Source organism: Lentzea sp. NPDC003310, from assembly GCF_040610935.1.
Taxonomy (GTDB): Bacteria; Actinomycetota; Actinomycetes; order Mycobacteriales; family Pseudonocardiaceae; genus Lentzea.
In genome coordinates, this window is record NZ_JBEXNC010000004.1 from 288,003 (window position 1) to 314,366 (window position 26,364).

The 26,364-nt window shown below is 72.3% G+C and carries 23 protein-coding genes; 8 read left to right on the forward strand and 15 right to left on the reverse strand.

What is annotated here, in order from left to right:
* Positions 1-19 precede the first annotated feature (19 nt).
* Positions 20-859, forward strand: a complete 840-nt coding sequence (locus tag ABZX02_RS08980) for a GrpB family protein (protein WP_355296321.1) — start codon at positions 20-22, stop codon at positions 857-859.
* Here the strand turns inward: ABZX02_RS08980 and ABZX02_RS08985 are convergent.
* Entirely contained in the window at positions 837-1,808 is a 972-nt protein-coding gene (locus tag ABZX02_RS08985) for a helix-turn-helix domain-containing protein (RefSeq protein ID WP_355296323.1), read from the reverse strand. The genes ABZX02_RS08980 and ABZX02_RS08985 overlap by 23 nt on opposite strands.
* A 53-nt stretch (positions 1,809-1,861) precedes the next feature.
* On the opposite strand from ABZX02_RS08985, the gene ABZX02_RS08990 reads away from it, so the two are divergent.
* Complete coding sequence (locus ABZX02_RS08990) at positions 1,862-2,239, forward strand: cupin domain-containing protein (protein WP_355296324.1); 378 nt, start codon at positions 1,862-1,864, stop codon at positions 2,237-2,239.
* Between the two features lie 49 nt (positions 2,240-2,288).
* Here the strand turns inward: ABZX02_RS08990 and ABZX02_RS08995 are convergent, their stop codons facing one another.
* A complete protein-coding gene (locus ABZX02_RS08995; protein ID WP_355296326.1) occupies positions 2,289-4,406 on the reverse strand; it encodes a choice-of-anchor P family protein in 2,118 nt (705 codons plus the stop codon).
* 164 nt (positions 4,407-4,570) lie between these two features.
* Between ABZX02_RS08995 and ABZX02_RS09000 the strand changes: the two genes are divergently transcribed.
* Positions 4,571-7,294 (forward strand): BTAD domain-containing putative transcriptional regulator, encoded by a 2,724-nt coding sequence (locus ABZX02_RS09000; protein WP_355296328.1) that lies wholly within the window; start codon positions 4,571-4,573, stop codon positions 7,292-7,294.
* Positions 7,295-7,979: 685 nt separating this feature from the next.
* On the opposite strand, the gene ABZX02_RS09005 is transcribed toward ABZX02_RS09000, so the two are convergent.
* From ABZX02_RS09005 to ABZX02_RS09020, 4 genes are read right to left on the reverse strand one after another with little or no spacing between them, the layout of a single operon-like run.
* Complete coding sequence (locus tag ABZX02_RS09005; RefSeq protein WP_355296330.1) at positions 7,980-9,503, reverse strand: ABC transporter ATP-binding protein; 1,524 nt, start codon at positions 9,501-9,503, stop codon at positions 7,980-7,982.
* A gap of 5 nt (positions 9,504-9,508) precedes the next feature.
* A complete protein-coding gene (locus ABZX02_RS09010) occupies positions 9,509-10,366 on the reverse strand; it encodes an ABC transporter permease (RefSeq protein ID WP_355296331.1) in 858 nt (285 codons plus the stop codon).
* Positions 10,363-11,313: an ABC transporter permease gene (locus ABZX02_RS09015; protein ID WP_355296333.1), complete on the reverse strand. Its 951-nt coding sequence runs from the start codon at positions 11,311-11,313 to the stop codon at positions 10,363-10,365. Before ABZX02_RS09015 ends, ABZX02_RS09010 begins: the two co-directional genes overlap by 4 nt.
* The gene (locus ABZX02_RS09020; protein WP_355296335.1) at positions 11,314-13,068 is read right to left on the reverse strand and encodes an ABC transporter substrate-binding protein; all 1,755 of its coding nucleotides are present in this window, start codon (positions 13,066-13,068) and stop codon (positions 11,314-11,316) included.
* A gap of 44 nt (positions 13,069-13,112) precedes the next feature.
* On the opposite strand from ABZX02_RS09020, the gene ABZX02_RS09025 reads away from it, so the two are divergent.
* Positions 13,113-13,940 (forward strand): M55 family metallopeptidase, encoded by an 828-nt coding sequence (locus ABZX02_RS09025; RefSeq protein WP_355296337.1) that lies wholly within the window; start codon positions 13,113-13,115, stop codon positions 13,938-13,940.
* Position 13,941: 1 nt separating this feature from the next.
* On the opposite strand, the gene ABZX02_RS09030 is transcribed toward ABZX02_RS09025, so the two are convergent.
* A complete protein-coding gene (locus ABZX02_RS09030; RefSeq protein ID WP_355296339.1) occupies positions 13,942-15,381 on the reverse strand; it encodes a hypothetical protein in 1,440 nt (479 codons plus the stop codon).
* A gap of 70 nt (positions 15,382-15,451) precedes the next feature.
* On the opposite strand from ABZX02_RS09030, the gene ABZX02_RS09035 reads away from it, so the two are divergent.
* Positions 15,452-16,738, forward strand: coding sequence for a M20/M25/M40 family metallo-hydrolase (locus ABZX02_RS09035; RefSeq protein ID WP_355296341.1), 1,287 nt, complete (start codon positions 15,452-15,454; stop codon positions 16,736-16,738).
* Here ABZX02_RS09035 and ABZX02_RS09040 read toward each other — a convergent pair.
* The 5 genes from ABZX02_RS09040 to ABZX02_RS09060 form a co-directional block, all read right to left on the reverse strand.
* The gene (locus tag ABZX02_RS09040) at positions 16,715-17,215 is read right to left on the reverse strand and encodes a pyridoxamine 5'-phosphate oxidase family protein (RefSeq protein ID WP_355296734.1); all 501 of its coding nucleotides are present in this window, start codon (positions 17,213-17,215) and stop codon (positions 16,715-16,717) included. The genes ABZX02_RS09035 and ABZX02_RS09040 overlap by 24 nt on opposite strands.
* A 61-nt stretch (positions 17,216-17,276) precedes the next feature.
* A complete protein-coding gene (locus ABZX02_RS09045) occupies positions 17,277-17,852 on the reverse strand; it encodes a pyridoxamine 5'-phosphate oxidase family protein (RefSeq protein ID WP_355296343.1) in 576 nt (191 codons plus the stop codon).
* A 328-nt stretch (positions 17,853-18,180) separates the two neighbouring features.
* The gene (locus tag ABZX02_RS09050; RefSeq protein ID WP_355296345.1) at positions 18,181-18,759 is read right to left on the reverse strand and encodes a DinB family protein; all 579 of its coding nucleotides are present in this window, start codon (positions 18,757-18,759) and stop codon (positions 18,181-18,183) included.
* Positions 18,760-18,764: 5 nt separating this feature from the next.
* Positions 18,765-19,379 carry a DinB family protein gene (locus ABZX02_RS09055; RefSeq protein WP_355296346.1) on the reverse strand — a complete coding sequence of 205 codons (615 nt, stop codon included), beginning with the start codon at positions 19,377-19,379 and terminating at the stop codon, positions 18,765-18,767.
* Positions 19,369-20,091 (reverse strand): methyltransferase domain-containing protein, encoded by a 723-nt coding sequence (locus tag ABZX02_RS09060; RefSeq protein WP_355296348.1) that lies wholly within the window; start codon positions 20,089-20,091, stop codon positions 19,369-19,371. Before ABZX02_RS09060 ends, ABZX02_RS09055 begins: the two co-directional genes overlap by 11 nt.
* Before the next feature lie 104 nt (positions 20,092-20,195).
* Here ABZX02_RS09060 and ABZX02_RS09065 point away from each other — a divergent pair, with 104 nt between their 5' ends.
* Positions 20,196-21,851, forward strand: coding sequence for a M14 family metallopeptidase (locus ABZX02_RS09065; protein WP_355296350.1), 1,656 nt, complete (start codon positions 20,196-20,198; stop codon positions 21,849-21,851).
* Positions 21,852-21,863: 12 nt separating this feature from the next.
* Here ABZX02_RS09065 and ABZX02_RS09070 read toward each other — a convergent pair whose 3' ends face one another.
* Entirely contained in the window at positions 21,864-23,075 is a 1,212-nt protein-coding gene (locus ABZX02_RS09070) for an FAD-dependent monooxygenase (RefSeq protein WP_355296352.1), read from the reverse strand.
* Positions 23,076-23,160: 85 nt separating this feature from the next.
* Here ABZX02_RS09070 and ABZX02_RS09075 point away from each other — a divergent pair, with 85 nt between their 5' ends.
* Complete coding sequence (locus ABZX02_RS09075) at positions 23,161-23,703, forward strand: helix-turn-helix domain-containing protein (protein WP_355296354.1); 543 nt, start codon at positions 23,161-23,163, stop codon at positions 23,701-23,703.
* Between the two features lie 246 nt (positions 23,704-23,949).
* Positions 23,950-24,714, forward strand: coding sequence for an alpha/beta hydrolase (locus ABZX02_RS09080; protein ID WP_355296356.1), 765 nt, complete (start codon positions 23,950-23,952; stop codon positions 24,712-24,714).
* On the opposite strand, the gene ABZX02_RS09085 is transcribed toward ABZX02_RS09080, so the two are convergent.
* Positions 24,711-25,265, reverse strand: a complete 555-nt coding sequence (locus ABZX02_RS09085) for a TetR family transcriptional regulator C-terminal domain-containing protein (protein WP_355296358.1) — start codon at positions 25,263-25,265, stop codon at positions 24,711-24,713. The two genes, ABZX02_RS09080 and ABZX02_RS09085, sit on opposite strands and share 4 nt — an antisense overlap.
* Positions 25,262-26,353: an agmatine deiminase family protein gene (locus tag ABZX02_RS09090; protein WP_355296359.1), complete on the reverse strand. Its 1,092-nt coding sequence runs from the start codon at positions 26,351-26,353 to the stop codon at positions 25,262-25,264. Before ABZX02_RS09090 ends, ABZX02_RS09085 begins: the two co-directional genes overlap by 4 nt.
* Between the last annotated feature and the right edge of the window lie 11 nt (positions 26,354-26,364).

A 26,364-nucleotide genomic window follows, 5' to 3' on the forward strand; every position in this document is an offset into this window, starting at 1 on the left:
GCCTACGAGGGGGTCTGCTGTGAGTGTCGGACGGGAACTGCTGGTCGTGGACGATCCGGCGGACGAGGCGTCGTACGTGCCGGGTTTGGAGGCCGAGGGGTTTCGGCTGGTGGCGCGGGAGGAGCGGCACGGGTGCCGGGTGCTGTCGCGGGCGGGTGTGGAGTTGCGGGTGTATCCGCGTGGGTGCGCGGTGGTGTGGCGGGCGGGGTTGCTGCGGGACTGGTTGCGCGACCACCCGGCTGATCGTGAGTTGTACGCGTCGTCGGGGGCGGCGGTGGAGGTGGAGATCCTCGAGCGGGCGTGGGAGGCGGTGGTCGAGGAGCCGGCCGAGGTGGAGTTCGTGACGGAGGATCCGCCGCACAACGCGCCGATCGTGCTGGAGGACTACAACCCGGCGTGGCCTGCGTGGTTCGCGGTGGAGGAGGCGAGGATCCGGGCGGCGCTGGGGCCGGTGGCGGTGCGGGTGGAGCACTGCGGGTCGACGTCGGTGCCGGGGTTGGCGGCGAAGCCGTTGATCGACGTCGTGCTGGTGGTGCCGGATTCGGGTGACGAGGACGCGTACGTGCCGGCGTTGGTGGAGGCGGGCTACTACCTGCGGTTGCGGGAGCCGGACTGGTACGGGCACCGGCTGGTCAAGGGCACGGTGCCGAACGTGAACATGCACGTGTTCTCCCCCGGCTGTGTGGAGGTGGACCGGATGCTGGCGTTCCGGGACCGGTTGCGTGCGCACGAGGAGGATCGGCGGGAGTACGAGCGGGTGAAGCGGGAGCTCGCGGTGCGGACGTGGGAGCGGGTGCAGGACTACGCGAACGCGAAGACTCAGGTGGTGCGGCGGATCACCCTGCGGGCGCTGGGCTGAAGCGGCGCCGGTAGTCGGACGGGGTGAGGCCGGTCTGGCGGCGCATGAGTGCGCGGAGGTTGGCGGCGGTGCCGAGGCCGGTGCGGCGGGCGACGACGTCGAAGCGCCTCTCCCCCAGTTCGATGAGGCGGCAGGCGAGGGTGACGCGTTCGCCGGTGAGCCAGGCGAGTGGTGTGGTGCCGAGCTGGGCCTGGAAGCGGCGGTGCAGGGTCGCGGGGCTGACGGCGGCGCGGGTGGCGAGGTCGGCGACGGTCAGCGGGGTGTCGAGGTGGTGTTGTGCCCAGGCGAGGACGGGGGCGAGTGACTCGTCGCGCAGGTCGGGTACGGGGCGTTCGACGAACTGGCGCTGGCCGCCGTCGCGGTGGGCGGCGAAGACGAGGCGGCGGCTGACGGAGGCGGCGGTCTCGGCGCCGTGGTCGCGGCGGACGAGGTGCAGGCCGAGGTCGAGGGCGGCGGCGCTGCCGGCGGAGGTGAGGATGTCGCCGTCGTCGACGAAGAGCACGTCGGGTTCGAGGTGGACGTGCGGGAAGCGGGCGGCGAACTCGTCGGCCCACTGCCAGTGGGCGGTGGCGCGGCGGCCGTCGAGGACGCCTGCTTCGGCGAGGGTGAAGGCGCCGCTGCAGAAGCCGACGAGGCGTGCGCCGCGGGCGTGGGCGCGGCGGATGGTGTCGAGGACGTCGGGGCGTCGTGGGGTGTCGACGTTCGGGCGGTTGGGGACGATGAGGGTGTCGGCGTGGTCGGCGGTGTGCAGGCCGGTGACGCCGGTGAGGGTGAAGAAGCCGTCGCGCATGACGGTGTCGGGTGTGGGTGAGCAGAGGCGGAAGTCGTAGAGGTGGCCGCCGAGTTCGGGGCGGTGCAGGCCGAAGACCTCGGTGGCGCAGCCGAGTTCGAAGGGGTTGGAGTTGTCGTCCACGATGACGACGACGCGGTGCGAGGATTCTTGCGGCATGTGCGATTCCTAGCACTCGCTGGGGTGTGTCGTCACGGGTGAGGCTGGTGGGCATGAACCCCATCTCGCTGGACGACGCGCTGGCCTCGTTCGACGCCCTGTGGAGCCCTCGGATCGTCACCCGCGTCAATGACTACGACGTGCGCGTCGCGAAAGTGCGGGGTGAGCACGTGTGGCACGTGCACGACGACACCGACGAGTTCTTCCTCGTCCTGGACGGTGAGCTGCACCTGGCGCTGCGCGAGCCCGATCGCACGGTCACGCTCGCGAAGGGCGAGGTGTTCACGGTGCCGCGCGGGACGTTCCACAAGCCGTCGGCGCCGCACGGTGCGCGGATCCTGATGTTCGAGCCGTCCGGCACGCTGACCGTCGGCGACCGGCACGACGAGGTGCCGGGGCACGTGGACGCGACGACCGGGCACGAGCTGTGACGGAGGGTGCTGGGGAGGAGCGCGGGCCTCCCCAGCACCACTGAGTGCGTCAGCCCAGGCGGCAGGCCGACAGGATGATCTCCTGGCCGAGCAGCGTGCGGACGCGGACGGCGTTCTGGATCAGCTGGCCGTTCGGTCCGGTCGCGGTCTCGTTGAGGTGCACGGTCGCGACACCGGGGATGCCGACGGTGGCGGGGCCGGTGCCGATGGGTGCGCCGTTGAGCGTGCCGACCTTCGACGAGCCGGTGACACCGTTCGCGTCACTGACGCACTTGGCCTCGATGGCGTTGAGCTTGATCGCCCCACCGAGCAGGGTGGCTCCTTCCACTCGTGCGTTCGCCTCGGTGCGTCCGGTGTTCGCGTCGAGGGTGCAGTCGGCGTGCAGGGCGTTCACCGACGCGAGACCCAGCACGTTGACCGTGGCGACGGTCTTGTCCTCGTTGGGCGGGCACTGGGCGTGCGGGGTCTTGGCGACGGTGATCAGGCCGGTGGCGTTGAGTGCCCACGCTTCACCGCGCAGGTGGACGACGACCTTGACGACCGCGGTGGCGGCGGCTCCGTCGTCGTCGGTGACGGTCACCAGGACGGTGTGCGCGCCCAGGGCGGTGAACGTGCGGGAGGCGGTGCAGGTGCCGCTACCGGCGCCCTGGTTGACGGTGCCGGCGACCACGGGGCTGCCGTCGTCGAAGTTCAGGGTGCAGGTGTGCTTGTCGTTGGTGGCGACGTCGGTGAACGGGGCGGTGAAGTTCACCGTGGTGCCGCGGGTGACGAGGGTCTTGTCGGCGGTGATCGTGGCCTGCGGGGCGACGTTGGACAGGGTGAGCGTGGTGGCCTGCGTGACGGGCGGGTTGAGGCCGTCGTTCGCGGTGAGCTTGAGCTGCCACACGCCGTCATCGGTGCACTTGACGGTGGTGGTCTGGGCGGCGGTGTTGCCGAACGAGCAGGTCGCGCCCGCGTCGACACCGGACTGCGGGGTCGCGGTCCAGGTGGTGGTCAGGGACGGGCCGTCGGGGTCGGTGACCTGTCCGGCGAGTGCGACGTCGGTGCCTTCCTGGCCGGCGTAGGGGCCTCCGGGCTTGACCACGGGCGGGGCGTTGACCTTGACGGTGACGCACTCGGTCACGTCACCGGCTCCGCCGCCGTCGGTGCCGCGCGCGGTCACGCAGAGCTGGTGGTCGCCCGGGGTCAGGGCGGGGGTGTCGACGGTGTAGTCGACGGAGCCGGGTCCGTCGAGCGGCAGGGCGGGGGTGACGGAGGTGATCGGGATGTCCGTGCCGCCGTCGACCTTCAGGGTCAGGCCCGTGAGCTTGGAGGCGAGGACGCCGGGTACGACGTCGGGCAGCTGGGAGACGTCCGGGACCTCGGTGCAGGTGCCGCCGGTGGTCTCGGCGATCTTGCGCAACGAGCTGGGCGCGTTCGCCGCGCCGCAGGCCGAGCCGTCGGACACGGCGAAGGTGAAGATCTTGACGTTCGCGTCCACGGCCTGTTGCAGCAGCGCGTCGACGGCGCCGCTGCCCTGGCCGTCGGACAGGAACACCATGATCCTGCGCTGCTGCGGTGCGGTGACGGCCGAGGCGAGACCCGCCTGCAGGCCTCCGGAGAAGTCGGTGCCGGTCGGGACGTCGCGGACGGTGAACAGCCCGGCGCCGCCGATGCGGACGCTTCTCAGCACCTCGGCGACGTCGGTGGTGCCGTTGCCGTTGGCGTCGGCGGCGGGCGCGACGATCTTCTGCTCACCGGGGTCCGGGCTGACGTCCAGCGTCGCGCCGGAAGTGCCGAACACGGCGGCGCCGACGCTGCCGACGGCGGTGTTCGGCACGGCCGCCTTCTGGTGCAGGGCCAGGGCGGCGGCGATCTCGCAGTCGAGGACCCGGTCGGCGGCGCCGTCGCCGTTGACGTCGCCGCCGCAGCCGGCGGCCACGCCGGTGCCGGTGGAGCCGGAGACGTCCAGGACGTAGGTCAGCGCGGTGTCCGCGACGCCGATGCCGATCGAGGCCTTGCCGGTGACGGTGACCGGGCCCGGTACGACGACGGCGCCGGTCGCCGGGCTGGTGATGGTCACGCCGATGCTGGTGCCGCCGGGCAGGGTGCCGGTGGCCGCGTGCGCAGGGATCGCGAGTGCCACGGTGGTCACCAGGGCGGTGCCGACCGTGATCATGGGTCTCATGCTGTGCCTTCTCCGCTCGTTCGGTTCGTCCCCGACCGATCGGAAGGAGACCGCACGTGGCGGAGCTGATACGGCCCGTCACCGGGATGCATAGATAGTCGACCTATTCGGAGCAAGCCCGATTCCGGTCTCGTGGCTCGCCCGGCTCGGGAACAATCGGGTCCGTGAGGTTCGGGGTGCTCGGTCCGGTGCAGGTCGACGGGGTGGAGGTCGCGGCGCCGCGGCAACGGGCGTTGCTGGCGATGCTCGTGCTCGGCGCTGGGCGGATCGTGGGCCACGACCAGCTGATCGGCGGCTTGTACGACGAGCCGCCCGCCGGTGCGGCCAACGCCCTGCAGTCGCAGGTCTCGCGGCTGCGCAGGGCGGTGCCGGGACTGGTGGTCGAGCACCACCCCGCGGGCTACCGGCTCGTCGCCGACCCCGCCGACATCGAACACCTGCGGTGCGCGGAGCTGCTGGCCGCCGGACGGGCCGCGCAGGCGCTGGCGTTGTGGCGGGGACCGGCGCTGGCCGACGTCGACGCGCCGTTCGCCCCCGCCGCGCGGCAGCCCCTGACCGAGCTGCTCATCGACTGCGCCCTGGCCGGCGGGACCGAGCGGCACCTGCGCGACCTGCTCGCCCAGCACCCGCTGCGCGAGGACCTGCGGGCGGCGCTGATGCGGTCGCTGCACCGCGACGGACGGCAGAGCGAGGCGCTGGAGCTGTTCGAACGGGGCCGGGCGCTGCTGGCCGACGAGCTCGGCGTCGATCCCTCCCCCGCGCTGGCCGCCGCCCACCTGGAGGTGCTGCGGGCGCGGGCACCGCACCGGGGCGTGCCCGCGCAGCTGACCAGCTTCGTCGGCCGCGACGAGGACCTGCGGCGGGTGGCGAAGTGGCTGCGCGAGGCCCGCCTGGTCACGCTGACCGGGCCCGGCGGCACCGGCAAGACCCGCCTGGCCGTCGAGGTCGCCCACCGCGAACCGGGCGAGGTCGCGTTCGTCGACCTCTCCGCCACCACCGACGTCGCCCGCGCCCTGCTCGACGGCGTCGGCGTGCGCGAGGCCGGGATGCTGTCCGCCGGGCCGATGAACGTCGAGGACAGGCTGCGGGCCGCGCTGGCCGCCCGCGAGGTGCTGCTCGTCGTGGACAACTGCGAGCACGTGGTCGACGACGCCGCCCGCGTGCTCGGCGCGGTCCTCGCCTCCTGCCCGGACGTGCGGGTGCTCGCCACCAGCCGCGAACCGCTGGGCATCACCGGCGAGACGCTCAGCCCCCTCGCCGCGCTGGACGACGACGCGGCCACCCGGCTGTTCCTGGACCGCGCGCAGGCCGTGCGGCCCGGCTTCCACGCCGACCCCGCCGTGGTCACCGAGGTCTGCCGGCGCCTGGACGGCATCGCGCTCGCGATCGAGCTCGCCGCCGCCCGCGTGCGGTCCCTGCCGCTGGCCGAGATCGCCGCCCGCCTGGACGACCGGTTCCGGTTGCTGTCGCAGGGCAGCCGCACCGCCGCGCCGCGGCACCGCACCCTGCACGCCGTCGTGGAGTGGAGCTGGGACCTGCTCACCGACGCCGAACGCGACCTCGCCGCGCGGTTCACCGTGTTCGGCGGCGGCGCGACCCTCGACGCGGTGACCGCCGTGTGCGGGTCCGAGGTGGACACCCTGACCTCGTTGGTGGACAAGTCACTGGTCGAGGTCGTCGACGACCGCTACCGCATGCTCGACACCATCCGCGCGTTCTGCGCCACCCACGCCCCCGACCTGCGCGCGGCGCACGCCCGCTGGTTCCTGCGCCGCGCGCAGGAGGCCGAACCGCACCTGCGCGCCCGCGACCAGATCACCTGGCTCGCCCGCCTGGCCGCCGACCACGACAACCTCGCCGCCGCCGTCGCCTGGGCCACCGCGCACGACCCGGATCTCGCGCTCGAGCTCGTCGCCGCGCTCGCCACCTACCACTGGTTCCGCGGCCTGCGCACCGAGGCCGCCCAGCAGGCCGACGCCGTGCTGCACGCGTGCGGCGAGACCCCGCCGCTCGGCCGTGAGCAGGAGTACGCGCTGTGCCTGCTGATCGCGTGGCCGGTCGCGACCGGCGACCAGAGCGCCCGCGTCCGCCAGGCCGACGCGTTGATGGACGCGCTCGACGGCCCGCCGCGCTACCCGATCACCACGATGATGTGGGGCATGGCGCTGGGCGCGCCGGAGGGCGGCTCGGCGGTGTGGCACCGGCGCAACCGGCTGCTGGGCGACGACCCGTGGAGCGCCGCGCTCGCCCTGGTCGGCGACGGGCTCGTGGCCCGCATGAACGGCGACCCCGCGATCGGGCGGGCCCTGCTGCTCGACGGCGCCGCCGCGTTCACGCGCGTCGGTGACCGGTGGGGCGCGGCGCTGGCGTTCAACCAGCTCGGCGAGATGGCGCTGGTCGACGGCGATCCCGCCATCGCGTTGCGCGACATCGAACGCGGCCGGCGCCTGCTCGCCGAGCTCGGCGCCACCGAGGACACCGCCGAAGCCGTCTGCGCCCGCGCTCAGGCCAGGGTCGCGGCCGGTGACCTCGACGGCGCGCGGGCGGACTTCCAGGACGCGCTCAGCCTCGCCCGCCGCTGCGGGGCGCTGGTCGTGCAGGCGGGCGCCCACCTCGGCCTGTCCGAGCTCGCGCTGGTCACCGGTGACGTCGTGTCGGCGCGTGCCGAGTGCGAGCGGGCGTGGGAGCTGACACCGGGCGGCTGGTACGGGCCGGACGAGATGCGCTGCCACATCGCCGTGCAACGCGGTCGCGTCGCCCGTGCCGCCGGGGAACCCGAGCAGGCGCGCCGGCACTTCGAGGACGCGCTGCGCCGGGCGCGGGGGCAGCGCAACCGGGTAACCGAGACCGCCGTGCGCGCGGAACTCGCCGCCCTGGCCGTGACCTGAACCGCCGCCACCACAGCCACGGCGGCAGCCGGTGGTGCGCGACGAACGTCCACAGGTCGTCCTGCGCGGTCTCGTCCGGCCAGCGGCGCAGCACCTGCAGGCACTCCCGCGACACGAACCCGTGCATCCGGGCGACGTGCGCGAGGGCGGTGGCGCCCTGGCGGCGCACCTCGATGCGGTCGTGGTCCAGCGCCCGTGCCACCCGCGGCGACACCACCAGCGGGTCCGGGTGTGACAGCACCAGGCCGATCACCGCCACCCCGACCAGGTCCTCGCCGCGGTCGAACGCCGCGTCGATCTCCTCCGGGCGCGCGGTGCCCATCAGGGCGGCGTGGTCGTGCCAGTTCATGCCCTCGCCGCGCATCGCCCGGTCCAGCAGGAACCGGCGGTGACCGTCGGAGCGTTCCCCGGTGCGCGCCCAGTCCGCGGCCAGGTACCGCCACACCGCGGCGGTGTCGGCGCGGGAGGTGGCGGCCAGGATCCGGCACAGCTCCCGCACGTGCTCCGGCTCCTCGGCGGCGGCGAGCTCGGCCAGGACACCGGGCGGACGGCCCAGGTCGTGCCACGCCGAGAGCGCGAGCCGCGGCACCGCGGCGAGATCGACCCAGCCGTCGGCGCCGCCACGCCCGATCTCGGCAGGCGTCAGCGACGCCCGGCGCCGGGCGTGTTCGATCGGGACCACGCCTCAGACCTGAGGCACCGCGCGCAGCAACGCGCGCGTGTAGTCGTGGGAGGGGGTGAGGAGGACTTGGTCGACCGGGCCTTGTTCCACGATTTTCCCCTGGTGCATCACCGCGACCCGGTCGGCGATCTGCCACGCCAGCCCTAGGTCGTGCGTGATGAGCAATGAAGCAAGGCCGAGTTCGGACCGCAACCGGAGCAGCAGCGCCACGATCTCCCCGCGCACCGAGGCGTCCAGTGACGCCACGGGCTCGTCGGCCACCAGCAGCCGAGGTCCCAGCACCAGGGCGCCGGCGATCACCACCCGCTGCTGCTGCCCCCCGGACAGCTCGTGCGGCAGGGCGTCGAGGTACAGGCTCGCCGGACGCAGCTCCGCCCGTTCCACAGCGGCCGTGACCTGGGCTTCCTCGTCCTCGGTCAGGCCGTGCACCCGCAGTCCCTCCGCGACCGCGTCGTACACCCGGTGCCGCGGGTTCAGGGCGCTGGACGGATCTTGCAGCACCAGCTGCACCTGCCGCCGGAACGCCTTGAGCGCCCGGCCCGAGCGCCCCACCTCCGCGCCGTCGAAGATCACCCGACCGGAGGACGGCGCCCGCAACCCCATTATGGTACGAGCCAGTGTCGTTTTGCCGGAGCCGGACTGGCCGACCAGCGCCACGATCTCGCCCCGCCCGACCGCGAGGTCCACCCCGTCCACCGCGCGCGTGCGGCCGTAGTCCACGACCAGGTCCCGCACCTGCAGCAGCGGCTCCGGTTCCGGCGCGGGCTCGGTCCAGCGGTGCGCCGGATCGCCGATCACCGGGAACGCCGCCGTCAGCGCCGCGGTGTGCGGGTGCGACGGGTTCGCGATCACCTCCCGCGTGGTGCCGCGTTCCACCAGCTCACCGGCCTGCATCACGGCCAGCTCGTCGCACGTCTGCGCGAGCACCGACAGGTCGTGGCTGATCATCAGCAGCCCCAGGTCCTGCTCGGCGACCAGTCTCGTCATCAGCGCCAGCACCTGCGCCTGCACCACCACGTCCAGCGCCGTGGTCGGCTCGTCCGCGATCACCAGCCGCGGCCCGCACGCCAGCGCCATCGCGATCATCACCCGCTGCCGCTGCCCACCGGACAGCTCGTGCGGGTACGCCCGCGCCTTCTCCCGGGGCAGCTCCACCTGCTCCAGCAGGCCCGCGACGTCGCCGGGCGTGCCGTGCAGGCGCATCGGCTCCGCGATCTGCTCACCGACGCGGCGCACCGGGTTGAGCGAGTGCATCGCCCCCTGGAACACGATCGACGCCGACGCCCACCGCACCGCCCGCAAGCGGCCCCACGACATCGACGCCACGTCCTCGCCGTCGAGCAGCACCTCGCCCTCGACGCGCGCGGTCTTCGGCAGCAGCCGCAGCACCGACATCGCCACCGTCGACTTGCCCGACCCCGACTCGCCGGCGAGCCCGAGCGTCCGCCCGGCCGGCAGCGACAGGCTCACGTCGTGCACGACGCGCTTGTGCCCGTAGTGGACGGTGAGGTTCTTCAGCTCCAGCACCCCGCTCACCTCCTCGGCGTCACAACGGCTTCGAGCGCCCGCCCCACGAGCGTGAACGCCAGCACCACGGCCACGATCGCCAGGCCCGGCGGCAGCAGGAACCACCACGCCCGCTGCGGCACCGCCCCGTGCAGCTGCGCCTGGTGCAGCATCGCGCCCCACGAGATCCGCGTCGGGTCACCCAGCCCCAGGAACGCCAGCGTCGACTCCGCCACGATCGCCGACGCCACCGCCAGCGTCGCGTTCACCAGCACCAGCGGCAGCACCGACGGCAGCACGTGCCGGCCGACGACGTGCGCGTGCCCGCCTCCCAGCGCCCGAGCCCGCTCCACGAACGGACGCGCCTCGATCGTCAGCGTCTGCGCCCGCACCATCCGCGCCGTCGACGGCCAGCTCGTCAACCCGATCGCCAGCACGATCGTGCCCAGCCCGCGCGGCAGCACCGTCGACAGCGCGATCGCCAGCACCAGCGCCGGCAGCACCAGGAAGAAGTCCGTCACCCGCAGCAACGCTCCCGCGAGCCACACGCCGAAGTGCCCGCTCAGCACCCCGACCAGCGTGCCGATGCCCACCGCGAGCACCGCCGCCGTCAGCCCGACGAACAACGACGTGCCCGCCCCCTGCGCCATCAGCACCGCCACCGACCGCCCGGTGTGGTCGGTGCCCAGCCAGTACTCCGCTCCCGGGGGCTGCCACGCCGCCGCCGTCACCCGCGTGACGTCGAGGGCCTCGGCCGGGATCAGCAGCGGCGCGATCAGGGCGACCAGCGCGGCCACCACCAGCACCGCGGCACCCGCCACGCCCGCGGGCCGGAAACCGCCCGTCCGGGCCCGCCACCGGCGGATCACCTCGACGCCGCTCATACCGCCCTCACCCGTGGATCGAGCACCCCGTGCAGCAGATCGGCCAGCAGGTTCATCACCACGACCGCGCCCGCCGTCACCAGCAGCAGCCCCTGCAGCAGGAAGTAGTCCGGCCCCGTCAGCGCGTCGTAGAACAACAACCCCAGCCCCGGCCACGAGAACACCGTCTCCGTGGTGATCGCCCCGGCCACCACCAGCCCGAACCGCAGGAACACCAGCGTGATCGCCGGCAGCACCGCGTTCGGCACGGCGTGGCGGCGCCGCACCAGGTCGTCGCGCAGCCCCTTCGCCCGCGCCGTCGTCAGGTAGGGGGCGTGCATCTCCTCCAGCAACGACGACCGCATCACCAGCGCGTACTCCGCGCACACCACCGCCACCAGCGTCACCGACGGCAGCACCAGGTGGTGCCCGACGTCGAGGGCCTGCGAGACGAAGTCCGGCGCCGTGTCGGTGTCGCGCATGCCCCGCGACGGGAACAGGTCCCCGGTCACCATCATCAGCAGCATGCCGAGCCAGAACGTCGGCACCGCCCACAGCGTCAGCGACACCCCGGTCGTGACCCGGTCGAACGCCGAGTCCCGCCGCCACGCCGCCCGCACCCCGAGCCACAGCCCCAGCAGCACCGCGACCAGCGTCGCCGTGCCCACCAGCAGCACCGTCGGCCCCAGCCGCTCCAGGATCACCTCCGACACCGGGCGCCGGAACGTGAACGACGTGCCCAGGTCACCGCGCAGCAGTCCGGTGAAGTAGGTCCAGAACTGCTCGTGCAGCGGGCGGTCCAGGCCGAACTGCGCGCGCAGCTGCGCCTGCATCGCCTCCGTGGTCGGGCGGCCCCGCGTCATCGTGACCACGGGGTCGCCCGGCACCACCCGGAACAGGAAGAAACCCAGCACCGCCACCATCACCAGGCTCAGGGCGGCACCACCGACACGACCGGCCAGGCGCACCTACTCGCGCTCCCCCGCCGTGGCCCGGCGCCGGCGCAGGTAGACCACGACCGCCAGCACCATGCCCGCCGTCGCCGCGCCGAACGCCGCGAGCCCGCCCCACCCGCGCGGGGCCGCGGCGGCCTGCTCCGCCGGCTGGGCGCCGTAGTAGCCCCACATGCCGTTCTGCGCCATGATCACGCCGCCCTGCGCGGGCTGGGTCGTGAAGCTCGCGAAGTGGTCGGACCGGTAGCCCTCCAGCGCGTTGTCGTAGGCGAGCACGACCGCGGGCACCTGGTCGTAGAAGCGGGCCTGCATCTGCTTCACGATCTCGATGCGCCTGGCCTCGTCGAACTCCGAGAGCTGCTGGGCGTAGAGCCGGTCGTAGGTCTCGTCGCAGAAGTAGGTGTCGGTCGTGCCGCCCTTGCCGTCCGCGCCCGGCCGCTGCGCGCACGTGTGCAGGCTCAGCACGAAGTCCGGGTCGATGTTGGTCGACCAGCCCGAGAACGCCAGGTCGTAGGTCGCGGCGGTGGTGGACTCGTTGAGCTGGTTGTCCGACACCAGCCGCACGTCCAGCGGGATGCCGATGTCGCCCAGCGACCGCTTGAGGTACTCGGCGGCCTGCTCGTCGTAGGCGCGTCCGGCCCGGCCGATCAGCCGCAGCCCGAACCGGGTGCCGTCGGCGCCGCGCGGGTGGCCGGCCGCGTCGAGCGCCGCGCCCGCCGCCGCCGGGTCGAACGTGCGCAGCTCGGCGGCCGACGGCGCCCAGTGGTACTTGCCGAAGATCGGCGGCACCAGCCCGGCGCCCTTCTCCGCGTAGCCGAGGTTGACCCGCTGCACGAGCGCGTCGAGGTCGATGGCCCGCGCGATCGCCCGCCGCACCCGCACGTCCCGCAGGACCGGGTTGCCGTCGCCGATCGGCTCACTGGTGCGGGTCTGCGCGCCGGGGTTGATCATCAGCTCGGTGAAGCGGCGGCCCTGCGCCTTGTTGCGGGTGACGCCTTCCTTGCCCGCGAGCGAGTCGAACTGGGCCGGCGCCATCCGGTTGACCAGGTCGACCTCGCCCTTGGCCAGGGCCTGCACCGCGGCGTCGGAGTTCTGGAAGTACACGAAGTGCAGCTCGTCGTACTTCGGCGCGCCCCGCCAGTAGCCCTTGTTGGCCCTGAGCTTGATGAACTGCCCCGGCACGTGCTCGGTCAGCACGAACGGCCCGGAGCCCACCACCGGCATCTGCTCGTTGGTGTGGTCCTTGAGGCTCGCGACCTTCTCCCACACGTGCCGCGGCACGATCGGCACGTCCAGCGCCGTCATCGTCACCTGCGGCGCCTTCGTCCGGATCACGACCGTCCGGTCGTCGGGGGCGGTGACCTCGGCGAAGTTCGCGACGAAGCTGCCGTTCGCGGTCCGGGCGACCTCGTCGGTCATCATCAGGTCGTAGGTGTAGGCGACGTCGCGCGCGGTGATCGGCACGCCGTCGGACCACTTCTTGCCCTCCGGGACCGTGAAGGTCCACGTGAGCTTGTCGGCGGAGGGCTCCCACCTGTTCGCCAGGCCCTCGGTCACCGACTGGTCCGCCGCGGCGTAGGCCGTCAGGTAGTCGTACATTAGCCGGCCGACCTCGGTGCTCGACTGGAACACCGCGAGGAACGGGTTCATCGAGTCGATCTGCTGCACGATCGCGACCTTCAGGATCACCGGCTGCTGTGCCGGTGCCGGAGGTGCCGAAAGCCCCACAGTCGTTGCTATTGCAAGCAACGCGGACAACTTCACCCGCACGAAAACCCCTCTTCCCCAGCAGCCCACCGCTAACTTACCGAGATGTGCGGATCATGATCTCGGCGGACATGGAAGGCGCAACCGGAGTCACCTGGACCGGGGACGTCGTCCCCGGAACGGAGCAGTGGCAACGGTTCCGGCGCCTGTTCACGGCGGACGTCAACGCCTGCGTCACCGGACTCGTCGCGGGCGGCGCCACCCAGGTCCTCGTCAACGAGGCGCATTCCTCGCAACGCAACCTCCTGCTCGAGGACCTCCACCACGCGGCTCGCCTGCTCACCGGCCGGCACAAACCGCTGTCGATGATGCAAGGTGTCGACTCCGATGTGGACGGAGTGGTCTTCCTGGGCTACCACACGGGAGCGGGCGCCCGCGGCGTCCTCGCGCACACCTACCTGGAGAACTCGATCACCGGCGTCTGGCTCGACGGCGTCCCCGCCTCCGAGGGCCGCCTCAACGCCGCGCTGGCCGCCGAACACGGCGTTCCCGTGCTGCTCGTGACCGGTGACGACCTCACCTGCTCCGACGCCGCCACCTACGCCTCCTCGGCGTGGACCGTGGCCGTGAAGGAGTGCGTGTCGCGCTACGCCGCCGTGTGCCTGCCACCGGCCGTGACTTCTTCACAGATCACAGAAGCGTCCACCGCCGCGATGTCCTCCGCTGGACGGTACGACGGCGCCGTGGCACCCCACCGCGTCGAGATCGAGTTCGACGCCTCCCACCTGGCCGACGCCGCCGCCATCGTGCCGACCGTGCAGCTGCTCGGGGCGCGGCGGGTCGGGTTCGACGCCGCGTCCATGACCGCGGCGATGAAGGCGTTCAAGGTCGTCACCCACATCGCCGCGGCGGCCGTCGAGGACGTCTACGGCTGAGTCACAGGCCGCCGAGCGCGAGCAGCCGTTCGACCTGCTCCGCCGGCAGCCAGGGCGAGGCGGCCGCCGCGCGGGCGGTCCGCTCGTCGTCGAGCAACGCGATCAGCGACGCCACCGGCAGGGTGGGGTGCCCGGCGACCTCGCGGCGGACGGTCGGATCGGGGTCCTCGGCCAGGCCTGCGGCGAGCGCGGCGGGCAGGTCGGGGTCGCGCGGGGCCAGGCACCGCATCCGGGGATCCGGGTCGGTGGCGAACCGGCGCAGCACCTCGGGAGGGAAGCTCAGCACGTCCGCGGGCCGCCACCGGGTCTGCTTGGCGGGACGGAACTCCCGCTCGATGCGCTCCGCCGTCTCCACGTCGACCAGGTGCGGGGCCCGCCGGGCCATCTGGGCGCGCACCTCGCTGTCGTCGTCGGCGAGCAGGCGGGCGACGACCTGCGGCGGCAGCGGTTCGCGCGAGGCGGCCGCCGACGCGCGGAAACCCCGGTACGGCGAGCCGATGTGCGGCAGCGGGTCGGCCATCACCCAGTCCAGCCGCATCGTGTGCAGCTCGATGCCCGCGACGCTGCGGACGAGAGCCAGCTCCAGCGCCTCGTCGTCCAGGCCGCCGTCGAGGTCCAGCGGGTGCGGGGCGGCCTCGATCCAGGCGTGGATGGCGGCGCGCACCGGGTCGGGCGTGTCCTCGCGGGCGAAGACGCCGAGGCGGACCTCCGCGCACGGGTCCTCGCCGAGCACGTCGCGCACCCGCGCCGGCAGCCGGGGGTGGCGGGCCAGCTGGGCGCGCACCTCCCAGTCCGGGTCCCCGGCCAGCCGTTCTGCCGTCTCCGCGTCGAGGTCGGCGCACCGCACGGCGCCGGCCCTGGTGACCGGATCGGCGAGCAGGGCGGGCACGAGGTCAGGCGGGTGCGTCGGATGCGGGTGGGCGGCGTAGTACGTGGCGCAGGCCTTGGCCCGCACGTCGTCGTCCTCGTCGGTCAGCAGCGCTCGTCGCACGTGCTCCGGTGCGTGCGGCCACCAGCGGCCCAGCGTCGCCCTGACCACCGCGCTCGGATCCGCCGCGAGGCGTTCGCGCAGGTCAGGTGGCACGCCGTCGTTCTGGGCGAGGTGCTCGCGGGTCGTCGGCTCGGCATCGGCCAGCAGCAGTTCGAACACCGCGCGGGTGGTGTCCGGAGCGGCCCTCAGGGCGAGCGCCGCCCGCACGGCCGCGTCGGGGTGACCGGCCAGCCTCAGCCGGGCGGCGTGGGGCAGGACAGGGTTGAGCGCGAGCGAGTGCAGCAACCAGTGCCCGCCGGTGTCGATCATCTCGCCGACCAGCGCGGGCGTCAGGTCCTGCCTGCGCCCGAGCTCGCCCAGACCCCCGCCGAAGGCGATCAGGCGCCGCACCGCGGCCTCGGGCAACGCCGGGTTCAGGGCGAGCCCTTCCAGGGCCTTCCTCAGGTGCACTGGTGTCCCCCCACGCGATCGGCACAGGCCCGTGACAATTCCACACGATGGCGCCGGATACGGTGGATCGATGCTGCTGGACGTCGCGCAGGTGTGCGCACAGCTGATCCGCTTCGACACCACCAACCGCGGTGGCGGCGACTCCGCCGGTGAGCGGGAGGCCGCCGAGCACGTCGCGGCCCTCCTGCACGACAACGGGGTGCCGCCCACCCTGCTCGAACCGGCACCGCGGCGCACCAACGTCCTCGCCCGCGTCCCCGGCACCGACCCGTCGCTGCCCGCCCTGCTCGTCCAGTCCCACCTCGACGTCGTGCCCGCCGACCCGGCCGAGTGGAGCTTCGACCCGTTCGGCGGCGAGGTCCGCGACGGGTTCGTGCACGGCCGCGGCGCGGTCGACATGAAGGACATGGCCTCGATGACGCTCGCGGTGCTCAACCGCTGGCACGTCGAGGGCCGCCGCCCGCGCCGCGACATCGTGCTCGCCTTCGTCGCCGACGAGGAGGACCAGGGCGCCTACGGCGCGCACTGGCTCGTGGAACACCACGCCGGCTACTTCGCCGGGGTCGAGGCCGCGATCAGCGAGTCCGGCGCGTTCTCCTACGACGTCGACGGCGTGCGGCTGTACCCGATCGGCACCGCCGAGCGCGGCACCTCGCACATGAGGCTCACCGCCACCGGCCGCGCCGGGCACGGCTCGCGCCGCAACGACACCAACGCCGTCACCGCCCTGGTCACGACGCTCGCGCGGATCGCGGCGCACCGCCACCCCGTGCGGCTCACCCCGACGGTGGAGGCGTTCCTCGTCGGCGCGGGCAAGGCCCTGGGCGTCGAGGTCGACCTCGACGACGTCGACGGCACGCTCACCCGGCTCGGACCCGCCGCGAAGCTCGCCGAGAACACCGTGCGCTGCTCGACCACGCCGACCATGCTGCAGGCCGGCTACAAGGTCAACGTCATCCCCGGCACCGCCACCGCGCACCTCGACGTCCGCACCCTGCCCGGCACCGTCGACGAGCTCGTCGCGACCATCGACTCGCTGCTGGGCGACGGGGTGACGCGGGAGTTCCTCGAGCACCAGCCGCCCGTCGAGGCCCCGATCGACACCCCGTGGTTCACCGCCATGGCCGACGCCCTGCGCGACGAGGACCCCGCCGCGCACGTCGTCCCGTACTGCCTGGGCGGCGGCACCGATGCCAAGGCGTTCAGCCAGTTGGGCATCGCCTGCTACGGCTTCTCGCCGCTGCGCCTGCCCGAGGGCTACGACTACCGCGCGATGGCACACGGCGTCGACGAACGCGTGCCCGTCGAAGGCCTGGAGTTCGGCGCGCGCGTGCTAGACCGGTTCCTGTCGAGCTGACCGCGCCTCCACCAGCTCCTGCACCGCGCTGGGGAGCGTCGTCTCGAAGTCGATCAGCTTCGCCCACGTCGGCGTGACCACGATCCGCACCATGCCGTCGTAGAGCGACCGCACCTCGCGCTCCCACTCCACCCGCTGCTCCGGCGTCATCGCGTAGCTGCCGTTCATGTGCAGGTACTCGTGCGGGATGCCGTCGACCACGTCCAGCTCGACCGTGCCGCGGATCAGCAGGATCTTCGGCGGGTGCACCTCGGTGTCGATCGTCAGCGCCACCACCGGGTGCGCTTTGAGCGCGTGCAGCTTCGGCGCGTTCTTCGAGGTGCACAGCACGACCTGCGCACCGTTCCAGAAGTGCGCGATCGGGATCGCGCGCGGCGTGCCGTCCTTGGCCACGTACGCCATCCGCAGCATGTCGCGCCCCAGCAGCTCCTGCGCGTACGGGCGGGCCAGGACCTCGGTGATCTCGCTCTGCGTCATCGTCATGCCCCGGGGACGCAGCCGCCACGCCGTTCTCGACACCGCCCCCGCGCGACACCCCCTACCGGGGCGGGAGCGGCAGCTCCATCGCGGGCAACCCGTCGATGCTCGCGACGTTGTAGGGCTTCTTGTTGGTGTACTCGCGGAACTCCTCGTCGCTCTTGCGGCCGAAGTAGTCCGCGTGCAGGTCGCGCTCGCTGCGGTAGTCCATGAACGGCACCGCGAACCCGCACGTGTCGCTGATCAGCTCCGCCGTCACCACGACCACCGCCCGCACCGCCGGCCCGTCCGCCTCGCCGAACCCGGCCACCAGCGCCGCGAACCGCGGGTCGTCGCGGAACACCGGCTCACCCCGGCCGTGCACGCGCACGATGTTCGGCGGCCCCTCGAACGCACACCACATCAGCGTGATGCGGCCGTTCTCCCGCAGGTGCGCGATCGTCTCGGCGTGACTGCCGCCGAAGTCGAGGTAGGCCACCGTGCGGTCGTCGAGGATCCGCAGCGTGCCCTGCCGGCCCTTGGGCGAGAGGTTGACGTGCCCGTCACCGGCGAGCGGAGCGGTCGCCACGAAGAACACCTTCTGGTTCTCGATGAACTCCCACAGCCGCGGCTCGATCCGCTCGTATTCCTTACCCATGCTCAGCAGTATTGATCGCCCTGCGGCACCTGTCAGCCACCTTTCCCAGGTGCTGAACCAGCACCGCGCCCGTCGACCGCGAACGGGCACGCGCGTGGGGCACGCCGAATCCGATCGCGCCGTGCCGCTCCCGGTCGAACGCCGAGTCCCGCCGCCGGCGACCCGCACGACGCCTGAACCGCCCGCCGCGCACCTCGGCCACCGACCGCGCCCCACGTAGTGCCCGAACCACCCGCACACCTCGGCCGCCCGACTGCCCGGCCACCGACCGCACGGCCGACGTTCCGCAGCCCGGCCACCGACAGCCCGGCCACCTGGGGCCTCGCGCTCACCCCATCCCGGCCGCCGCGCGCGCCTCCGCCTCCACCCGCTCGAAGTACCCGCGCCAGTCCTGCTCCGGCAGGTTCGAGTTGCCCGACCGCAGCCCGGCCGCCCCGTCCAGCCCCTCCCGCAGGATGTCCGCGTGCCCGGCGTGCCGGTTCACCTCCGCGATCACGTGCACCAGCAGCAGGTGCAACGTCACGTACTTGCGCTCCTCGGGCCACCACGGCACCACGCCCGGCGCGTCCAGCGGCAACTCCTCGATGCTCGTGTCGGCGAACGCCGTCGCCCGCGCGTAGAACCCCAGCACGTCCTCGCGCGACTCCCGCGCCGTGGCGAACATGTCCGAGTTCGGGTCGGCGTCGAGGTCGTACGGCATCTTCTCCGGGAACGGGCGGCCCAGGCAGTCGCCGAAGTAGCCCGCCTCCACGCCCGCCAGGTGCTTGGCGAGGCCCAGCAGGTTCGTGCCCGTCGGGGTGAGCGGGCGGCGCACGTCGTACTCCGACAGGCCGTCGAGCTTCCACAGGAACGACTCGCGGATCACCTTCAGGTAGCGGTGCAGATCGGCTTTCGGATCGGAGGCCATGCCCGTCACCCTTGCAGAGCGCGGTCCGCCGCGACGGCGATTTCCTCCAGCCGGGCGTGGTGGGCGGGCCAGAAGGACCGGTCGACCTCCGGCATGTTGTCGTTGCCGTCCTGCATGCCCACCGCGCCGTCGACCAGCTCCCGCACCACGTCCGCGTGGCCCGCGTGCCGGTGCAGCTCGACGATCACGTCCAGCAGGACCTCCCGCAACGTCACCGCCCGCCGCGCCGGCGACCACCACGGCACCACGCCCGGCGCGTCCACCGGTAAGGCCGCGATCGTCTCGTCCGCGAACGACCGCACCCGCTGGTAGAAGCCGACCACCGACTCCCGCGACTCCTCGGGCGCGGCGAACATGTCCGACGCCGGTGCCGCCTGCGCCGTCGACCACAGCGGCGCGTCGGGGAACGGCCGGTCGAACACGCGGCCGAAGTAGTTGAGCTCCACCCCGGCCGCGTGCTTCACCAGCCCCAGCAGGTTCGTGCCCGTCGGGGTGAGCGGGCGGCGTACGTCGTACTCCGACAGGCCGTCGAGCTTCCACAGCAACGCGTCGCGGGCCTCGTTCAGATACCGGTGCAGCAGCGTCTTCTCGTCCACACCGAGCAGCGTCTCAGACGGCACCGACAGTTCTGAGCACCAGCAGGTCCAGGTGGTCCACGACCGGCCCGGACTCCTGCGCGGCCGCCCGCAGCAACCGCTCCCGGCCCGCCTCGAACTCCTCCGCCGACAACGCCCGCAGCAGCGTGTCCGCCTCCTGCCGCAGCGTCGAGGCCTTGTCCGCCAACGACGACGCCGTCACCTGCGGCACCGCCTCCAGCCGCGCCACCGCGAACCCCAGACCCGAGGCCACCTCCTCCACGGTCGGGAAGCCCGACAGCGCCCGCGCGGCCTCCGGGAAGAACCGGAACAACCCGATCCCGCCGTGCCGCTCCCGGAACAGCGACCGCAGCACCACCACACCGCCCGGCCGCAGCACCCGCCGCAGCTCCGCCCCGGCCGCGCCGAGGTCGCGCACGTGGTGGATCACCGTCGACAGCCACACCACGTCCGCGGAGCCGTCTGGCAGCGGGATCGCCGCCGCGTCCCCGGCGAGCATCGGCAGCCCCGACGCCGCCCGCATGTCCGCCGCCGGTTCCACCGCCACCACGGACACCTCCGGGAACCACGTCCCGAACGCCCGCGTGAACAACCCCGTCCCGGCCCCCAGGTCCACCACCGCGCGTCCCGGTGCGAAGTACGGCGCCACCGCGTCCCGCCACGACGACAACCCCTCGAGCGAAATCTCCCGGGCCACCCGGTACGAGGTGGCCTCCCGAACGTCGTAGCGCGTCATCTCACCAGCTAAGCCCATACGAATGGCGGGCTGACAGTGAGCCTTCACACGGACTAAACATTGCGGAGCCATGTCCCTGCCGTGGTACGAAAGGGTTGCCCTGCATGCGAAAGAGCCATCTCAGACCCCTGATCGGGGTCACCGTCGCCGCGTGCGCCGTGTTCGCCATGGGAGGCGTGCCCACCGGCGCGGCCCCCGGCGCCCAGGAAACGGCGACGAACTACCAGGTCAGCAACGTTCGCACCGCTGAACAGCGCACCAAGCTCGCCAAGTCCGGCGCGGCGATCGACTCGGTCGAGGAGCACGGCATCGTCGTGGTCACCGCGACCGAGCGCGAGGCCAAGAGCCTGCGGGCACAGGGCTTCGAGGTCACCGAGCTGCCCAAGCGGATGGAGGCGAACTCGGCGATCGGCCCGTTCGACTTCCCCGCGGCGGACTCGAACTACCACAACTACGCCGAGATGACGACGGCGATCAACAACGCGGTCGCGGCGTACCCGAACCTGATCAGCAAGCAGGTCATCGGCAAGTCCTACGAGAACCGCGACATCGTCGCCCTCAAGATCAGCGACAACGTCGGCGTCGACGAGAACGAGCCGGAGGTGCTGTTCACGCACCACCAGCACGCCCGTGAGCACCTCACCGTCGAGATGGCGCTGTACCTGATCAACCAGTTCACGACCCAGTACGCGTCCGACGCGCGCATCAAGGGCCTCGTGGACACCCGCGAGATCTGGATCATCCCGGACGTCAACCCCGACGGCGGCGAGTACGACATCGCGACCGGCAGCTACCGGTCGTGGCGCAAGAACCGGCAGCCCAACGCCGGTTCCAGCAACGTCGGCACCGACCTCAACCGCAACTGGAACTACAAGTGGGGCTGCTGCGGCGGTTCCAGCGGCAGCACCGGGTCCGACACCTACCGCGGGCCGAGCGCGGAGTCCGCGCCCGAGGTGAAGGTCGTGGCCGACTTCGTGCGCGGCCGCAACGTCGGCGGCAAGCAGCAGATCAGCGCGTCGATCGACTTCCACACCTACAGCGAGCTCATCCTGTGGCCGTGGGGCTGGACCTACGACGACGTCGCACCGGGCCTGACCCAGGACCAGCGCGACACGTTCGCCACGATCGGCCAGCAGATGGCCGCGACCAACAACTACACCCCCGAGCAGTCCAGCGACCTCTACATCACCGACGGGTCCATCCCCGACTGGCTGTGGGGCACGCAGGGCATCTTCGCCTACACCTTCGAGATGTACCCCGGCAGCGCCGGCGGTGGCGGCTTCTACCCGCCCGACGAGGTGATCCCGGCGCAGACCTCCCGCAACAAGGAGGCCGTCCTGCAGCTGCTCGAACGCGCCGACTGCCCGTACGAGGCCATCGGCAAGGAAGCGCAGTACTGCGGCACCACGCCGCCGCCCGGCAAGTACTTCGAGAACGCGACGGACTTCCAGATCCGCGACAACACCACGGTCAACTCCCCGATCGCGGTGTCCGCGGTGACCGGCAACGCCCCGTCGACCCTCAAGGTCGCCGTGGACATCAAGCACACCTACCAGGGCGACCTGAAGGTGGACCTGATCGCGCCGGACGGCACCGTCTACGTCCTGCACAACCGCTCCGGCGGCGGCACGGACAACATCAACACCACCTACACCGTCAACGCCTCCAGCGAGGTCGCCAACGGCACCTGGCAGCTGCGGGTCAACGACAACGCCAACCAGGACACCGGGTTCCTCGACAAGTGGAGCCTGCAGTTCTGACGGCCTGAGGGGTCAGGGCGCCGGGGTTCCGGCGCCCTGACGCCCGTAGTCGCGCACCCGGACCGCGTCGTGCATCCGGGTGCCCTTCGAGTTCAGCTTCGCCAGCGGCCGCACCAGCCACGACGGCAGCGCCGAGAACACCTGCATCCCGCGCGTCAGCGCCCACACGCCCGCACGGGTGTCCGGGATCAGCGTCTTCGCGACCCCGAGCGCGAACGCCCTGCTGTCGTGCACGATCCCGCGCATCTCGTCCTCGTAGCGCGCGAAGGCCGCCTCGTGGTCGTCCCCGGCGGCCAGCTCGCCCGCCAGCACGTACGCCCCCAGCACCGCGAGGCTCGTGCTCCCGCCGATCGCCGGACCGGGGCAGTAGGCCGCGTCGCCGACCAGCGCCACCCGTCCCCGCGACCAGGTGTCCTCCCGCAGCTGGGTGATCGAGTCGAAGTAGAAGACGCGGTCCCCGTCGAGGTGCGCCATCCACTCGTCCACCTGCGGGTGCAGGCCCGCGAACGCCTCGCGCAGCAGCTGCTTCTGCCGCGGCACGTCGCGGTGGTGGTAGGCGAGCTCGGCGGAGCGGAACAGGAACACCGCCCGCGCGTCGTCGAGGTGCTTCGCCCCGTACACCGCCGCGGTGCGGCCCGGTCCGATGTGCCCGGTCATGGTGCCCGGCTCACCGGCCTCGCGCGGTACCGACAACACGGCGAGATACGCGCCCACGAACGTCTTGTCGACCTCGCCGAACACCAGCCTCCGCACGTTCGAGTGCAGCCCGTCCGCGCCGACGACCAGGTCGAACCGCCGTGGCGCCGAGGTCTCGAACGTCACCTCGCCGTCGTCGCCGATCGCCGTGATCGAGTCACCGAAGACGTACTCGACGTCGGCGCGCGTGGCGTCGTGGTAGATCTCGCTCAGGTCGTCGCGCATGACCTCGACGTGCCGGTCGGACGCGGCCGCGAAGATCTTCGTGACGTCCCCGCGGATCGGCCTGCGCGTGCCCTCGCGCAGCATGCTGATCCGCTGGGTGCCGGTCGCGAGCGCCTCGACGTGCGGCAGCACGCCCATCCGTTCGGAGATCTCCATCGCCGGCTTGAACAGGTCCACCGCGTGGCCGCCGGTCTTGCGCAGCACCGGTGACCGTTCCACCACCGTCACCTCGTGCCCGTACCGCGTGAGCCAGTACGCCAGCACCGGACCCGCGATGCTCGCCCCGGAAACGAGTATCCGCACGTCACGCCCCCTTACTTAACGGTCGGTAAGTACATGGCCGCGACTCTAGCACCGCGACTTACCGATCGTTAAGTAATATTCGGCCGTGCCACGACAGTCCGACACCAAGCAGCGGATCATGCAGACCGCGCGGGAGCTGTTCGCGCGTCAAGGAGTGCGGCAGACCAGCCTGCAGGAGATCGCCGACCGCCTCGGCATCACCAAACCCGCGCTCTACTACCACTTCGCCTCGCGCGAGGACCTGGTCCGCAGCATCGTCACCCCGCTGCTCGAGGACGGCGAGAGGTTCCTGTCCGGCATCGAGCAGCGCGCCGGCGTCACCCCGCGCGAGGTGCTGGAGGGGTTCTTCGACTTTCACTACCGGCACCGCCGCGACATGCTGCTGCTGCTCACCGAGATGACCACGCTCACCGAGCTCGGCCTGATCGACGTGGTGCTCGCCTGGCGCGGCCGGCTGACCCGCGTCGTGGTCGGTCCCGACGCGACACTGCGGCAGCAGGTCAGCGCCGTGCTCGCGTTCGGCGGCATGCAGGACTGCACCATGCAGTTCCCCGACGCGCCCTACGACGAGCTGCGCGCCTGGACCGTCGCCGCCGCGTGCGACGCCCTCGGGATCGCCGCTCCATGAGGACGGGTTCGGCACGCGCCGGACCGGCGCACGCCCGCCAAAAGCCGCCGTTCGGTCGCTGTCGATCGGCGCCGGGAAGGACGAACATCACGCGGTGCTCCCGCGCGGGAGCGCTACCAGACCGCCTTAGGATTCAGCCACACCTCTGCGGCTCCAAGATCAGTTGAGAACAGGTTCTCGAATCCGCTCTCGACCGGCCGGAGCGCGAGGTAGGGTCCGGAAACCGATTACCGCCGCGGGAGAGACATGCGTGCCGTCGAGATCAGACCTGGTGTCCGGATCCGCTGGGTCGAGGTACCGGGTGCCACACCCGCACGCGTCTACCTGCACGGACTGGGCGCCTCGTCAGCCCCCTACTACGCCGAGGCCGTCGCGCACCCGCTGCTCGCGGGCCGCCGCAGCCTCATGATGGACATGCTCGGCTTCGGCATCAGCGACCGCCCCGCGGGCTTCGCCTACTCGCTCGAAGGCCACGCCGACGCCCTCGCCGTCGCACTCGCGAAGATCGGCCTGCGCCGCTGCGAGATCATCGGCCACAGCATGGGCGGCGCCGTCGCCATCGTGCTCGCCGCCCGCCATCCCGAGATGGTGCGCTCACTCGTGCTCGTCGACCCCCACGTCGACCCCGCCACCCCCTCGCTCGGCGCCCCCGGCAGCCGCGGCATCGCCGCCTACGGCGAGGCGGACTTCCTCAGCCACGGCTTCGACCGCGTGCTGCGCGACGTCGGCCCGCACTGGGCCGCCACCATGCGCATGGCAGGCCGCGAAGCGCTCTACCGCAGCGCCGTCGACCTCGTCCGCGGTACCTCGCCCACGATGCGCAAGCTGCTGCTGGAACTGGAGATCCCGCGGGTCTTCCTGCACCCCGAGGACGCCCCGCCCAGCGGCGGCCGCGAGCTCGCCGCGGCCGGCGTCCAGGTCGTGTCCGTGCCCAACACCGGCCATAACATCATGATCGACAACGTCGAGGGCTTCGCGCGCGCCGTGTCCCAGCAACGCCTGTCGGTCTAGCCCAGCTCGCGGGCGACCGCACCGGACAGCAGCTCCCGCGCCCGCGACAACTCCAGCGACCCGCTGTGCCACCGCTCGCTCAACCCCTCGACGAGCGCGGTGAGCCGTTCCGCGGCCGCTACCGCGTCCACGTCCGGGTTCGCCTGGCGGACAAGGGCTTCGACGTCGGAGTTCCACGCCTGCGTCGCGGTGCGCAACGTCGCGCGCAGCTCCTCGTCGAACGCCGCGCTGGCCCGCAGCTCACCCCACGCGACGCTCGTCTCGCGCACGCGCGGGTCGTCCTGCAGCTCGCCCAGCAGCATCTGCTCGACCTGGGTCCGCGGGTCACCGGAGCGCACGTCGGTGTAGGACTGCGCCCGCTGGTTCACGTGCGCCAACGCCGCCCGCAGGATCCCGGCGCGGTCCTTGAAGTGGTAGTAGATCAACGCCGTGGACACCCCGGCCTCGGCCGCGAGCTTCTCGACGCGCAACCCGCGCACGCCGTCCTGCGCGATCACCCGCACCGCGGCCTCGAGCATCTGCGTCCTGCGCTCCGACACGGGAGTCCTCACCTCGGTTCCTGCTGCGTCGTGCAGTGGATGCCCCCACCGCCCGACGCGATGCCGTCGATGTCGATCTGCACCACCGTACGTCCGGGGAACAACCGCTCCAGCGTCGCCTTGGCCGCCGCGTCGGTGCGGCGGTCGCCGAACTGCGGGCCGATCACCGCGCCGTTGCACACGTAGAAGTTGATGTACCCGGCCGCGAAGTCGTCGTCGCGCACCCGCACGGTCTCCGGGCCCTCCAGCACCTCGACCCGCAACGGCCGGCCCGCGGCGTCCGTGGCCGAGCGCAGGATCTCCAGGTGGCGGCGGGTCACGTCGTAGTCGAACGAGTCGGGGTCGTTGTCCAGGCCCGCCACGACGACGCCGGGACCGGCGAAGCGCGCGTAGAAGTCCGTGTGGCCGTCGGTGATGTCGCGCCCGGCGATGCCCGGCAGCCAGATGACCTTGCGGATGCCCAGCAGGTGCGCGAGCTCCTCCTCGACGTCGGTCTTCGTCCAGCCCCGGTTGCGGTTGCTGTTGAGCACGCAGCTCTCGGTGATGATCGCGGTGCCCTCGCCGTCGACCTCCAGCGCGCCGCCTTCGAGCACCAGGTCCGTGCGGATCCGCTCGGCACCGGCCTGCGCCGCGACGACGCCCGCGACCTTCGCGTCCCGGCGGTGCTCCTGCTTGCCGCCCCAGCCGTTGAAGTTGAAGTCGACAGCGCCGCCGCCGCGCACGAACACCGGTCCGGTGTCGCGCATCCACAGGTCGTCGAGCTCCGCGACCACCAGCTCGACGCCGGGCATCAACGACCGGGCGATCTCCTGGTCCTCGGCCCGCACCAGCATCGACACCGGCTCGAAACGGGCGATCGTGGTCGCGATGGTGGCCTGGTCGCGGCGGACCCGGGGCAGCAGGTCGCGCCCCCAGACCCGCTCGCTGGCCGCGAACGCCATCCACGTCCGGCGGTGCGGCTCGCCCTCCTCGGGCATGACCCACGACCTGCTCACGGCTGAAGTGTCCCCGGCGGTCGTGCCGCTGGTCGGGTTCGCGCACCCGGCAAGCAGACCGCTGATGGCCGCTGCCGCCGACTGGACGAAGTTGCGCCTGTTCATGACCCCACGGT

Coding starts and splice junctions, on each gene's coding strand:
- ABZX02_RS09035 (WP_355296341.1), top strand. CDS start 15,452: ATGCTGCTGGACGTCGCGCAGGTGTGCGCACAGCTGATCCGCTTCGAC.
- ABZX02_RS08990 (WP_355296324.1), top strand. CDS start 1,862: ATGAACCCCATCTCGCTGGACGACGCGCTGGCCTCGTTCGACGCCCTG.
- ABZX02_RS09040 (WP_355296734.1), bottom strand. CDS start 17,215: ATGACGCAGAGCGAGATCACCGAGGTCCTGGCCCGCCCGTACGCGCAG.
- ABZX02_RS09090 (WP_355296359.1), bottom strand. CDS start 26,353: ATGAACAGGCGCAACTTCGTCCAGTCGGCGGCAGCGGCCATCAGCGGT.
- ABZX02_RS08995 (WP_355296326.1), bottom strand. CDS start 4,406: ATGAGACCCATGATCACGGTCGGCACCGCCCTGGTGACCACCGTGGCA.
- ABZX02_RS09050 (WP_355296345.1), bottom strand. CDS start 18,759: ATGGCCTCCGATCCGAAAGCCGATCTGCACCGCTACCTGAAGGTGATC.
- ABZX02_RS09065 (WP_355296350.1), top strand. CDS start 20,196: ATGCGAAAGAGCCATCTCAGACCCCTGATCGGGGTCACCGTCGCCGCG.
- ABZX02_RS09080 (WP_355296356.1), top strand. CDS start 23,950: ATGCGTGCCGTCGAGATCAGACCTGGTGTCCGGATCCGCTGGGTCGAG.
- ABZX02_RS08985 (WP_355296323.1), bottom strand. CDS start 1,808: ATGCCGCAAGAATCCTCGCACCGCGTCGTCGTCATCGTGGACGACAAC.
- ABZX02_RS09060 (WP_355296348.1), bottom strand. CDS start 20,091: ATGACGCGCTACGACGTTCGGGAGGCCACCTCGTACCGGGTGGCCCGG.
- ABZX02_RS09010 (WP_355296331.1), bottom strand. CDS start 10,366: ATGAGCGGCGTCGAGGTGATCCGCCGGTGGCGGGCCCGGACGGGCGGT.
- ABZX02_RS09045 (WP_355296343.1), bottom strand. CDS start 17,852: ATGGGTAAGGAATACGAGCGGATCGAGCCGCGGCTGTGGGAGTTCATC.